The following is a 12,527-nucleotide window of genomic DNA, read 5'->3' as shown; positions in this document are numbered from 1 at the left end:
GAACTGAGCAAGCTTGGCAAAAGCTTACTGGGCCACGGCAGGCTTCATGGAGTCTGCCAGCGCATGAGCATGCCGCAAGTGTTGCTGCAGCATGGGCAAAGCGTCCTGAGCAAAACCCATGACTTCCTTGTCTTTACCATCCTTGATGTAGTCCTCAAAGAGCTTGATGGTGTCCTCATGCGCTTTGACTGCCGCTTCGTTGGCATAGTCTGCATCGAACTGTTCACCCTCCGCGCCCTCAAGCATGGAGATCTTGCCGCGCTGCATCAGGCTGGGCTCGGTGGGCAGCTCCACCTTGCGGGCCTGTGCCAGCGTCTGCAGTTCCTTGGCCAGCTGCTCGTGGTCGTCGATCATCATTTGTGCAAATTCGACCACTCTATCGTTGTTGCTGCGCTCCAGAGCCAGCTTGGCAGCCTTCACTTCAAAATGTCCCGATTGTGCCGCATCTTTCAAGAACCCTTTATCCGGAGAAAACAGCTCAATGGCAGAAGCACTGCGAACACTCAAACCCAATACCAGACCCGCCGCCAGCGCCAAACACATCAGATGTCTTACTCGCATCGCACACCTCCAAAAACGTCAGTCATTGCCTGAAACCAGAACATCTTTGCTGACCTGAGGCCAATCAGCATGGCCAGCAAAGCCTTGACGGTGTCCTAGCAAGGACCGTACCCGCGCCTTGAACCTTGGGGCAGGAACGGAACTTGCTATGTAGATAGCACAGGGCCTGGATCATCCCGGCAACTGTGTCCGAAGAACTGTCGGTTCTCATCACCAACCACAAGGAGACGCCACCATGAAGCTGGAAATGGTTCCGCAGCTGCACATGCAGCAAACCCTCTCGCAGCGACTGCAACAGTCCGCACAAATCCTGCAGCTCTCGGCGCAGGAGCTGCAAACGCTGGTACAAGACAGCCTGCAAGACAATCCCCTACTGGAACCCGCTCCAGAACCCGCCGCCCCCGTACGAGAGGGCCTGTCCCATCCTGTGTCCAGCCAAAGCGCTCACCTGTTCGATAAGCACGACATAAGCCCGGCTCCGCGCAGCCGTGACGAACAGATCCTGGAGCATGTACGTTTGAGTCACGCCAGTGAGCGCTGCAAGGCCTTATGTACCCTGATCGTGAACGCACTGGATGACAACGGTTACTTGCGCGATCACTTTGAAGACCTGCTCCCCGCCGGCTACGAACACATCCCCCTTGCCGAATGGCAAACCGCGCTGGCGCTGGTCCAGTCCCTTTCTGTTCCCGGCACAGGTGCCCACTGCCTGTCCGACGCGTTGCGCTTGCAGATCCAGGCGCGTCAGTCTCTAGACCCGGTTCTGAAACAGAGACTGCTCAAGTTAGTGGCTACCGAGCTGCCCGCGCTGGCGCAAGGCGAATGGTCACAAGTGCAGAGCCGCCTGAATCTGTCCGATGCAGACTTTCATCAGGCGCTGCGCGAACTGCAAAGCCTGGACCCCAACCCCGGTCTGGCTTATCTGGAGCCGTTACGCCAGACCATTACGCCAGACGTCCACGTCTACCGCGATGGCAAGCATTGGCGCGTGCTCGCGGACCCTCGCAGCCTGCCACGCGTTCAGGTGCATCAAGAATATGCCGCCACCCTGGAGCAGCAGGCACGCACGCAGCAGAACCGCCCTTTGCACAGCGCCCTGACTCAGGCTCGCTGGCTGGCCGAGAGTCTGGCGATGCGACGCAGTACGGTGTGCCGTGTCGCTGAATTCATCGTCCGGCACCAGATCCTTTTTTTCGAGCTAGGTGAGCAAGGCCTGCAACCCCTGCGCATCAGCGATCTGGCCAAGGAGCTGGATCTGCATCAATCCACCATCTCCAGAGCGACTGCCAACAAGTACATGAGCACTCCCTTTGGCACCTTGAGCTTCAGGCATTTTTTCTCCGGCGAGCTGGAGACTGATTTCGGTGGCAGTTGCTCCACCGCCCTGGTCAAGGAGCAGATACGCCGGCTGATTGCCAGTGAACCAGAGCGTCAGCCTTTAAGCGATGTCGACTTGCATCAGGCGCTGCGTCAGAACAGTGTGGAGCTATCCAAACGAACCGTCACCAAGTACCGCCTGCAACTGGGTATTCCCAATGCCCGCGAACGTTTGCAACGGGCACGCTTGCGTGCTGTCAGCGGGCAGGATGTGCACCCCTTGAACTGAGCGGGTACGCAATTTGCTGATTCTCCAACGAAGATCCCTTAATAAAACAAAGCGAGAATCAGCATGAGCAAAATCATTGTGGTGTCCATACGCGTGGCCAGTTCCGATCAACCTTGCACAGGCGGACTGGCCGTCGCAGTAGATCAATTGTTAAAGCACCCGCAGACCCAGGGCATCTGGCTGGGGTGGAACGGCCAATGTGATCCACAGCCGGGGGCGTTGCGTACCGAAGATCGGGGCAGCTACCAAGCCGTCACCTTCTCCTTCACCCAGGAGCAATACGAACAGTTTTACTGCGGTTACGCGAACACCTGCCTTTGGCCCGCCTTTCACTACCGCCTGGACCTGATGGACTTCCAGACCCACCACTTCCAGCAATACCTGGAGATCAACCGGCAAATTGCCGCTTATTTGCGCCAGATTGCCGAAGAGGACGACTTGATCTGGGTCCATGACTACCACCTGATGCCATTAGCCCATTTTTGCCGAGAGCAAGGAATGCAGCAGGCTATTGGGCTGTTCTTTCACACCCCCTTTCCGTGCCCGGAGATTCTGCGCTCCATTCCCCGCTATGAACAATGGCTGCCCATGCTGCACCATTACGACCAGATTGGCGTCCAAAGCCGTGGCGACCATCATGCGCTGACAGCCGCACTCCAGACCTTAGTGCCACCGCGTACGAGCGAGTCAGGCGCCCGTACCGTCAGCACAGACGTCTATCCCATCAGTATCGACGTGGATCTGGTTCAGGCTCTGGCCAAGGCCCCCTCATGGACCGACAGCGCCACACCAATCGAGCCAGTCAACGGGCCTGACACCATTATCAGTGTGGACAGGCTGGATTACACCAAAGGTCTGGCCTATCGGCTGCGCACCCTGGATACGCTGCTGCGTAGTTACCCGACGCTGCACGGGCAAACAACGTATGTCCAAATCGCCCCCTCTACCCGCGGCGATATTCACGATTATCAAGTCATGTGTGAAGAGCTGGAAAGTCTGGCCGGACAGATTAACGGTCAATTTGCCACGCCAGGCTGGAGTCCAGTGGTGTACATGAACCGCGCCTTTCCGGCCGGCCAGCTGATGCGCATGTTGCGCCGCGCCCGCGTCGGTTTTATCGCGCCCTTGCGTGACGGAATGAATCTGGTGGCCAAAGAATATATCGCTGCCCAGGACCCCGCCGACCCCGGTGTCCTGGTTCTGTCCACCTTTACGGGCGCGGCACAATCCCTGCAAGGCGGCTACCTGCCCGTCAACCCATTTGATGCGGACGCCACCGCCCGCAGCCTGTATCAGGCCTTGAACATGCCGCTAGAGGAACGACGCCGACGCCACCAGCATTTAATGATGCAACTGCGACAGCAGGACCTGAGGCAGTGGTGCGAACAGTTCCTGCATGATCTTGGCATCAGCTCGGGCTTGAATCAGGCCCATGACCCTCTGGCTGAGCTTCCAGCATCCTGACGCGTACAAATGCATCCGGTTGGTGCTGACCCAGATAGGCCACCAAGCGCTCGCGCAACAAACAGCGCAAGTCGAACAAACGGCCCGAGTCGGCAGCACTGACCAGAAAGCGCAACTGCATCCCCCACTCATTGGTATCGGTCACCTGCAACACCTGAACGCGCCCATCCCACAATTCAGAGGACTCGCACAAGTCCTTGAATGCCGTGTTCAAGCCCTGCATTTCAACCTTGTAGTCCACCCATAGAAATACCGTGCCCAGCAAAGAGGCGCTGCGACGGGTCCAGTTCTGGAAGACAGTTTCTACAAACCATTGCAAGGGAACGATCAGACGGCGCTCGTCCCACACACGTACCACCACATAAGTGGCCGTGATTTCCTCTATCCGGCCCCACTCCCCTTCCACAATCACCACATCGTCAATGCGTATGGGCTGGGTGAATGCGATCTGCAAACCGGCAATAAAGTTACCCAGCACCGGCCGGGCAGCAATACCGGCTACCAGCCCCGCTACCCCGGCCGATGCCAGCAGGCTGGTGCCCAGTTGCCGTGCGCCGGGTAGAACCATCAAAGCAAAGGACAAGCCTAGCAAGACCAGCAAGAAATGCACACTGCGTGCCAGCACGCGCGCCTGGGTGTAGATCTGACGCGAACGCAGATTGTCGGACACATTCAAGGGGTGACGCACCACCACAAGCTGGAACAGAGATTCGACTGCACTCATCAGCATCCAGGTCGTGCAGATAATCAGCACCAGCATGTCCCCAACGATCAGATAGGACTGCCACTTGGCCGAAATGGGGGCCAGCGGAATACATATCCGCAAAAATACGGCCAGAAAAAACAGCCGCGACGGCCAGCGTATCCGCTCGCTGAAAAACCGCAGAAAGTGCTCTGGCGAAGCCAGTCTTTCAATAATCTTGCCACCCAGAAAATGCACCAGCAGCAGTATCGCCCAGCCGCCCAGCAATAACAGCAGCCACATCCACCACGTCATTGACATCATGATTGCTCTCCTGAAAACCATGTCTCCAGATACAGCAACTTGTGTGCCGCGCCCCGCCCCCAGGCAGTCAGGCACGCTTTGTGCTGGGTCAGTCATAACCAATCACGTGATTGGTGTTCTTTCTCAAGGAGAGTTATATGACCCAGCACACAAACAAACAGGATCATAAAGATCAACGTGGCTTTGCCTCCATGGACGACAAAAAGCAGCGCGAGATTGCTGCTGAAGGTGGGCGTGCCTCGCACGAAAAAGGCACCGCGCACGAGTTCACCCCGGAAGAGGCCCGTGAGGCTGGCGCTAAAGGCGGCCGTGTAGCCCATGAACGCGGTACGGCGCACGAGTTCAACTCTGAAGAAGCTCGCGAAGCCGGTGCCAAGGGCGGTCGCGCCGCTCATGAAAAGGGCACAGCTCACGAGTTCACTTCCGAAGAAGCCCGTGAAGCCGGTGCCAAGGGTGGCCGGGCAGCCCATGAAAAGGGCACGGCCCATGAGTTCGACTCCGAGGAGGCCCGCAAGGCCGGCGCCAAAGGTGGCAAGGCCACCCAGGACCAGCGACGCTAAGCCTTAACCAAGCCCCAGTTGGACGCGGCGCACCCACCAGGGCCGCCGCGCCCTGTCCCATTCCTTGTCTATTTCAGGAGCCGTCATGACAACGCGTCAAACAGTGAAAGAGCAACGTCACCTGCAAGAACAGCAGGACCAGAAGGACAAGAACGGGGTCGGCCAGAACGAGCCCGTTACGCACGATAAGAGCCACCCAGGCAGCGATTACCCCACTCCCCCCCTGCCGCAACAACACCTGGAAAAGCCTGGGTGTGAAAGTGATCTGGACCCGGCCCCCCGCTACGAAGCCTCCAGCTACAAGGGCAGCGGCAAGCTGGAAGGAAAAGTAGCCGTGATTACCGGTGGGGACTCGGGCATAGGCCGGGCCGTTGCCGTGCTCTATGCCCGAGAAGGTGCCGATGTGGCGATTGTGTATTTGCACGAGGATGAAGATGCCGGACGCACTCGTCTGGCCGTCGAGGCCGAAGGCCGCCAATGCCTGACACTGCGCGGCGATGTGAAAGACCCTGAATTTTGCCGACAAGCGATTGAGCAGGTACTGGACCGCTTCGGTCACCTGAATATTCTGGTCAACAATGCCGGCTTTCAGGAACATGCCCAATCCTTGCTGGACCTGACCCCGGAGCGACTCAATGAAACCTTCCACACCAATATCTATGGCTATATCTACATGGCCCAGGCCTGCCTGCCGCACCTTCACGCGGGCGATGCCATCGTCAATACCAGCTCGGTCACAGCCTTGCGCGGGGCCGCTCATCTGCTGGACTACTCCAGCACCAAGGGCGCCATTATTGCCTTCACGTACTCCCTGGCGGCCAACCTGGCGCCCAAAGGTATACGTGTAAACGCGGTCGCTCCCGGACCCGTCTGGACCCCCTTGAACCCCGCCGACTCCCCGGCCGAAAAAATCCCCGAGTTTGGTGCCGATACGGTCTTTGGCCGCCCCGCCCAGCCGGAAGAACTGGCGCCTGCCTATGTCTACCTGGCCAGCCCGATCACCGCCAGCTACATCACCGGCACCGTGCTCCCCATCACGGGTTACCCAGGAAGCTGATATGAATAACGCTCTGCATTTGGATCAGACCGCCTTGTTTCTGGATCTGGACGGTACCCTGGTCCCCTTGGCTGCGCGGCCTGACCAGGTATTTCTTCCCCCGTCCACCGCCGGCCTGCTGCTGAATCTGCACGCTGCCTGCGACGGCGCGGTGGCACTGGTTTCAGGCCGCGACTATGACAGCCTGCATATCGCCTGCACCAAGCTTCCGCTTGCCATGATCAGCAGCCACGGCGCAGCCATGTATGACGCCGAGGGTCAGGAATGCTGGAACATCCCGATCAACCCGGCTGAGCACCACAGCCTGTCCCGCTCTGTCGCCGCCCTGATCCACCCCTATTCACTGGTTTGGATGGAGCGCAAATCGCACGGTGTGGCTGTGCACTTTCGGCAACGCCCTGAAGTTGGCGAGGCCTTGGCCACCGAACTGCACGTGCTGTGCTCGGAATATCCCGGCTTTGATCTGATCCGTGGACATTGTGTCATCGAACTGCGCATGAGCGGCTTTGACAAAGGCCAAGCCCTGGCCCGGGCCCAACGCCTGCCCGCGTTCGCCAACCGCAAGCCCGTCATGATTGGCGACGACTTGACCGATGAGGCCGCCTTTGAGTTTGTGAACCAGAAAGGCGGGCTGAGCATACGCATCGGTCCTCAGGAGCCAGCCAGCGCGGCCCAGCTTTCCTTGCCACACCCCTCTGACCTGCTGACACTTTTGCAAACCAGTCTGCTGGAGACGCGCTTTTTCTCCGAGCTGGCACAGCGAACGCCCTCAGGCGCCAAAACGGTTGCGCCATGACTCGCTGACACTGGCCGCACTCTCTTTACTTAAAAGGATGGCCCCATGAGCAAGATACTTACCTCTACGCCCAAGACCTCCTTGCAAATCAGCCTGCCCAGCAAGGGCTGCAACAAGGGCGCGCTCCAAAGTCTGGAATTCATGGCCAGGGAACTGGCGCAATTCCTGGATCTGCCTCGAGTCCATATTGACTATGAAGACCAGCTAAAGCCCAGCTCCGGAAACACTTACTACCTCCCCCTGCAGACCTTGAGCCTGGAGCAGGCGCGACAACTGGGTATCGAACAGGCCTCCCAACTGTATGGGGGTGTAGTGCCATATGACTTTCTGGCCCATAAAACCGTCGCCCATCCCCTTCCCCAGGACGATATGGACCGCCCGGAAGGCTGGAACAATGAGCTGGGCCTGGCGTTACGGCACACGGTCTTGCCAGGCTACAGCGTCTTTTCAAGAAACGACGCGCTACGCACAATGAGCCTTCTGGATGAAGCAGGCCAGACCGGCATACGGGCCAAACTGGCCAGTGCTAATGCAGGCAAAGGCCAGAAGGTGATCTACAGCCGTCAAGAGCTGGAAGAGCTCTTGAACCTGCCGCCGTGGCAGAGTCAACTGGAACAGGGTCTGGTACTGGAGGAGAACCTGCTCGATGGCGAGACCTTCAGCATCGGCCAGACCCAGGTGGGCGAGCATCTTTTTTCCTATATTGGCCAGCAACACCAGACCACCAACCTGCAGCACGAGTCCGTATATGGCGGCTCCAGCTTGCTACTGGTTCGCGGCGGGTTTCCGCAGTTGCTGCAGCTCTCAGGCATGAAGCGCATTGAGCATCTGCTTGAGCTGACCATAAGCTACGAAAAAAACATCAGGCAGGCCTTTCCTGAACTGTATGCCTCACGTCGCAACTATGACCTCATCGTCGGTAAAAATGCGCGTGGCCACTACAAGGCAGCCGTACTGGAACATTCCTGGCGTTTCGGCGGAGCGTCCATTGCAGAGATTCTGGCCATCCGCACCCTGCAACGCCACCCTGAGCTCCAACATACCCACGCATGGACACGCGAGCGCTATCTGGACGATGCCAGCCTGGTGAAAAACTCCCCTCATCTTTACAGCCTCGACCAAGAAGACGAGGCTTATCTTGCCCGCTTCGGCGGCCCACTGCCATCATGAGTACGGAAATTTTCAACACCACCATCAAAGTGCCCCATCAGCACCTGAATGCACGCCTGCTAGTCCCCCAATCCCCTGTCCCTGGCATTTTGTTCGTGCACGGTTGGGGCGGCAGCCAGCACTTTGACCTGAAACGCGCCCACACCATTGCCGGTATGGGCTGTATTTGTCTGACCTTTGATCTTGCCGGACACAATGCCAATCAGCACGAGCGCGAGAACGTCACCCGAGAACAGAACTTTCAGGATATCTGCGCGGCCTTCGACACCTTGAGCAGCCACCCTATGGTGGACTCCAGCTCCATCGCCATTGTGGGGCACAGTTATGGCGCCTATCTGGCCTGCCTGTTAAGTGAATTTCGATCGGTACGCTGGCTCAGCTTGCTGGCTCCTGCCTTGTACCCGGACGACGACTGGCTGTCTCCAAAGGATCAGCTCAACCGAGAGTTGCTGCAGGACTACCGTCTGCATACTCATTCTCCGCAAGAGAACCGCGCCTTGCAGGCCTGCTCCAAATTCACGGGAGATGTTTTGCTGTTTGAAGCGGAATACGATGAGCTGATTCCCCGCCAGACCTTGCTAACGTATCGCCAAGCCTTCAGCCAGGCTCATTCCCTGACACATCGAGTGCTGGAAGGCAGCAACCACGCGCTGGACGAAAAAGTCGCCCAGCGTGATTACTCCGTGCTGCTTTATCGCTGGATTCAGGAAATGATTATTGGCGCCCGTATTGGGCACCTGCCCAATAACACCACTTGACTCACGCGACAGCCGGGCGGTTGGCATAGCCGGAGATAAACTCCTTGGCCTGCCCGGTCTGCGGATCAAAGACGTGACGGCGTACCTTGCCGATATCCGCACCATAAACGTGAATGCTGATGGACACCTGGTCGTCATACATATTGGAGACCTCGTGTATATCACCCACCGTGGGTGACACCACTTCCACCACGCCTGGTTCCAGAGTCTGTGTGTCTTGTTCTGTCATATGGCCGGTATCGGGATCACGGTCAAAAGGCCGGGAGCGTTCCGCGCCACGCAACATACCAATCAAGCCCCACACGGTGTGGTCGTGGATAGGGGTTTTCTGGCCGGGCCCCCACACAAAGCTGACCACGGAAAAGCGTTCCTGCGGACAGCAATACAGCAAGTACTGCTGATAAAACTGGGGATGGGGCTGGGTGTACTCCGGGGCCAGCCAATCGTCCTGGGCCACCAGTTCGCCCAGCAGGACACGGCCATCACGCAGGATATCCGCCTCGGCGACAGCCGGGCGGCCGGTCAATTCATTCATCCCTTGAATAAAACGCTCAAAACGGGGGTGCATAAGGGGATGTCTCCATAGTTGACTGGGCCTTGCGGCCCAATTCGTGAATCAGTTCTTATTTGTTCAGATACACCGGGGCACGTTTTTCTTTGAACGCGTTCATCCCTTCCTTGGCATCATAACTATCCTCGATCGCTTTCAGTTGCCGCATGGTGCGCGCCATTTGCTCGGACGGGCCGCGCGTCAGCACTTCATTATTGATAAAGCGCTTCAAGGTTTGCAAAACACGCGGCGACATCTTGGCCAAGTCCTGCGCCATACGCACAGCAGCCTGGACTTGCTCGCCTACCGGCACCACTTCATTGGCAAAACCCAGATCGTAAGCACGGCGGGCTTCCAGCGTACGGCACAACAAGATCACTTCCATGGCGGCATGATGCGGAATGCGCGAGGCCAGGCCCGAGATGATGCCGCCAGTAAAGCCCAGCTTGGCTTCGGGGTAGGAGAACTTGGCGCTCTCGGACGCTACCAGCAAATCCGTCATCATGGCCATCACCAGGGCTCCACCCACACACCAACCACTAACGGCCGCAATAATGGGCTTGTCGGTTTCAAAGCCTACCGTGGGAATGGCGCGCCACAACTCGGGCCACTCATTAATATCCGCCCCGGCAGAAAAAGCATCATTGCCTGCCCCGGTCAGCACGGCTACGCGGCGTGTGGGGTCTTCGTCAAAGGCCAGAAATGCCTGCTGCAGTTCCTTGACCACGGTAGCGCTCAAGGCATTGCGGCGATCAGGACGGTTGATCGTGAAGATGGAAACACCGTCATCGTGGTTTTCTACAAGAATGCACTGATAATCCGACATGGTTTACTCCTCCTGGGTATTTTTCAAAGAATAGGTTTTGGTTTTATTCGCCTATGGACAGGCGGGCATCGACGGCGTGACAGCGGGTAGCCGCCACGATCAAGGGGTTGATATCCAATTCAAAGTTGGTGTCGCGTAAGTCGTGGGCCAGGAAGCTGACACGCACAATCGCATCGAGCACACCGTCACGATCCAGCATGCGTCCCCGGTACCCCTTCAGCAGCTTGTCGATCATCAAGGTAGATAAAAGTCGATCTGCATCAGCCAGGGTTAAAGGGGCCGCGGCAATCACCCGGTCCGACAGCATTTCCACCAGAATGCCACCGGCACCAAACACCACGACCGGGCCAAACTGCGCATCCTGACGTGCCCCGATCAGCAGCTCCACATCCCCCTTGGCCATGGCCTGCACCAGCACGCCTTCCAGACGGGCATCTGCTTTATAGGCTTTGGCATTGGCGTAGAGCCGGGCAAAATCGCGTCGCAAGCTGGCGTCGTCGGCCACATCCAGCGCCACCCCACCCGCTTCGGTTTTATGGACGATGTCGGGAGACACAATCTTCATCACCACCGGATAGCCAATCTGTTCGGCCAGCACCACAGCCTGTTCCACGTCCTCGCACACCTGGCCCAGATTCACGGGCAGGCCGTAATGCGCCAGCAGACGTTTGGACTGATCTTCATTCAAAACACCGCGCGGCATGACCGTGGGCGCTTGGCAGGCACTGGGACGCAAGGCTTGCTGGCGCGGCACAAACTGACCGTGACGTTTCCAGGCGGACAAGGCCAGCGCCGCTTCCAGGCTGGAGCTGGCATACGCATGGCCGTGCTGGGCCAGTTTCTGCCGCAAAGGCTCGGATGTTGCGCCCGCATCGAACGCCACCATCACGGGCTTGGCCCAGTGCGGTTCGGGGTGGATGATTTTTTCAATCAGGGCCGCCATCCACTCCTGCGGACACATGGAAGCCGTGATCAATACCACGTCACTTTGCTGATCCTGCATCAAGGCATCCAAAGTAGCGCGGGCCACTTCGGTGGAGTCCTGCGTCAGACGCGCTCCCAGATCAACCGGGTTATCCGCCTGCCCTGCCGGGTAGTGGGCAGCCAGAGCCTGCTTGGTAGTAGCGGAAAAACTGGACAGTTCCACGCCATGCTCTGCCAAAGCATCTGCAGCCAAGGCCCCACCGCCACCCGAAGGCGTCACAATCGCGACTTTGGAGATCTTGTTGCTGGTAAAGCGCACCATGCTGTTTGCCAGCAAGAGCATGGCCCCCATATCGTCCATCAGGCTGATGCCTTCATCGCGACAGACACTGGCAAACACATCATGGTCACCCGCTACGCTGGCAGTATGCGAAAAGGCGGCCGCCTTGCCCGCACTGGAGCGCCCTGCCTTGACGGCCAGCCAGGGCTTGCCCGCGGCCTGCGCCCGACGAGCTGTGCGACGCAAAGCCTGAGTATCTTTAATGCCCTCTATATAAGTACAGATCACTTGCGTCTTGGGATCATCAATCAGGAAATCCACAAAGTCGCACAGATCCAGGTCAGCCTGATTACCCACCGAAAAACCGTAGGTAAAGCCACCGCCCATCGCCCAGGCCCGATCAAAATAGGTAGTCATCAAGGCACCGCTTTGGCTGACAAAACCAATAGGCCGTTCCGGCAGGCTGTCTCTGTCCAGCACCGGCGAAGAGCACAGCACCAGACTGCGGCTGGGGCTGATCATGCCCAGGCAATTGGGGCCGATCAGTCGCATGCCCGAGTCACGACAGATACGCAGCAAGGCCTGCTCGCGTTCCAGCCCGCGCTCGCCTGCATCAGCAAAGCCTGCGGAGATCACCAGCAAACCGCGTACCCCCATTTGGGCCGCAATCTGCGCCTGTTCCAGAACGGTATCGGCCCCCACCGTAAACACGGCCAGATCCGGAGCGCTATCCAGTGCAGCCAGACCGGGCACAGCGGGCAAACCAAACAAACTGCTGCGGCTGGGATTGATAGGCAGGACCTTGCCGCCATAACCGTGCTTGAGCAGCATACGGAACAGTCGCCCGCCAAACTTGGACTGATCTTCCGAGGCGCCGACCAAAGCTATGGATGCCGGGTCCAGCAAAGCGTCCAGCGTGCTGGCGCAAGTGACGGTTTCCATCACGTTTGTCTCCTGTTGGTGGTTCTG

Annotated in this window: 12 protein-coding genes; 7 read left to right on the top strand and 5 right to left on the bottom strand. The window is 58.2% G+C overall.

Annotated elements, in window-relative coordinates:
- Nucleotides 1-24: 24 nt before the first annotated feature.
- A complete protein-coding gene (locus M2Q46_RS15690) occupies nucleotides 25-561 on the bottom strand; it encodes a DUF4142 domain-containing protein (RefSeq protein ID WP_238441743.1) in 537 nt (178 codons plus the stop codon).
- Nucleotides 562-796: 235 nt separating this feature from the next.
- Here M2Q46_RS15690 and rpoN point away from each other — a divergent pair, with 235 nt between their 5' ends.
- Both rpoN and M2Q46_RS15680 read left to right on the top strand, forming a co-directional pair.
- Nucleotides 797-2,167: an RNA polymerase factor sigma-54 gene (gene rpoN, locus M2Q46_RS15685; protein WP_302357609.1), complete on the top strand. Its 1,371-nt coding sequence runs from the start codon at nucleotides 797-799 to the stop codon at nucleotides 2,165-2,167.
- A gap of 63 nt (nucleotides 2,168-2,230) precedes the next feature.
- A complete protein-coding gene (locus M2Q46_RS15680; protein WP_302357608.1) occupies nucleotides 2,231-3,631 on the top strand; it encodes a trehalose-6-phosphate synthase in 1,401 nt (466 codons plus the stop codon).
- On the opposite strand, the gene M2Q46_RS15675 is transcribed toward M2Q46_RS15680, so the two are convergent.
- Nucleotides 3,576-4,637 (bottom strand): mechanosensitive ion channel family protein, encoded by a 1,062-nt coding sequence (locus tag M2Q46_RS15675; protein ID WP_250756082.1) that lies wholly within the window; start codon nucleotides 4,635-4,637, stop codon nucleotides 3,576-3,578. The two genes, M2Q46_RS15680 and M2Q46_RS15675, sit on opposite strands and share 56 nt — an antisense overlap.
- A 137-nt stretch (nucleotides 4,638-4,774) precedes the next feature.
- Here M2Q46_RS15675 and M2Q46_RS15670 point away from each other — a divergent pair, with 137 nt between their 5' ends.
- The 5 genes from M2Q46_RS15670 to M2Q46_RS15650 all read left to right on the top strand — a co-directional run bounded on the left by M2Q46_RS15670 (nucleotide 4,775) and on the right by M2Q46_RS15650 (nucleotide 8,978).
- Nucleotides 4,775-5,197, top strand: a complete 423-nt coding sequence (locus tag M2Q46_RS15670) for a KGG domain-containing protein (RefSeq protein ID WP_035273453.1) — start codon at nucleotides 4,775-4,777, stop codon at nucleotides 5,195-5,197.
- An 85-nt stretch (nucleotides 5,198-5,282) separates the two neighbouring features.
- On the top strand, nucleotides 5,283-6,254 hold the full coding sequence (locus tag M2Q46_RS15665; protein WP_022983321.1) for an SDR family oxidoreductase: 972 nt from the start codon (nucleotides 5,283-5,285) through the stop codon (nucleotides 6,252-6,254).
- Between the two features lies 1 nt (nucleotide 6,255).
- Entirely contained in the window at nucleotides 6,256-7,050 is a 795-nt protein-coding gene (gene otsB / locus M2Q46_RS15660; RefSeq protein ID WP_251197067.1) for a trehalose-phosphatase, read from the top strand.
- A 45-nt stretch (nucleotides 7,051-7,095) separates the two neighbouring features.
- A complete protein-coding gene (locus M2Q46_RS15655; protein WP_035273451.1) occupies nucleotides 7,096-8,220 on the top strand; it encodes a DUF3182 family protein in 1,125 nt (374 codons plus the stop codon).
- Nucleotides 8,217-8,978: a S9 family peptidase gene (locus tag M2Q46_RS15650; protein WP_302357607.1), complete on the top strand. Its 762-nt coding sequence runs from the start codon at nucleotides 8,217-8,219 to the stop codon at nucleotides 8,976-8,978. Before M2Q46_RS15655 ends, M2Q46_RS15650 begins: the two co-directional genes overlap by 4 nt.
- A gap of 1 nt (nucleotide 8,979) precedes the next feature.
- On the opposite strand, the gene M2Q46_RS15645 is transcribed toward M2Q46_RS15650, so the two are convergent.
- The 3 genes from M2Q46_RS15645 to M2Q46_RS15635 are packed head-to-tail and all read right to left on the bottom strand — an operon-like array spanning nucleotide 8,980 to nucleotide 12,500.
- On the bottom strand, nucleotides 8,980-9,546 hold the full coding sequence (locus M2Q46_RS15645; protein ID WP_203145466.1) for a cysteine dioxygenase: 567 nt from the start codon (nucleotides 9,544-9,546) through the stop codon (nucleotides 8,980-8,982).
- A gap of 55 nt (nucleotides 9,547-9,601) precedes the next feature.
- Complete coding sequence (locus tag M2Q46_RS15640) at nucleotides 9,602-10,354, bottom strand: enoyl-CoA hydratase/isomerase family protein (protein WP_035273445.1); 753 nt, start codon at nucleotides 10,352-10,354, stop codon at nucleotides 9,602-9,604.
- 43 nt (nucleotides 10,355-10,397) lie between these two features.
- Nucleotides 10,398-12,500: an acetate--CoA ligase family protein gene (locus tag M2Q46_RS15635; RefSeq protein ID WP_302357606.1), complete on the bottom strand. Its 2,103-nt coding sequence runs from the start codon at nucleotides 12,498-12,500 to the stop codon at nucleotides 10,398-10,400.
- Nucleotides 12,501-12,527: the final 27 nt, after the last annotated feature.

The sequence above is a fragment of the Alcaligenes sp. YSL9 genome, from assembly GCF_030515105.1.
GTDB lineage: Bacteria > Pseudomonadota > Gammaproteobacteria > Burkholderiales > Burkholderiaceae_B > Alcaligenes > Alcaligenes phenolicus.
The sequence above is the reverse complement of the archived record's forward strand: the minus strand, read 5'-3'. Positions and strand labels throughout refer to the sequence as shown.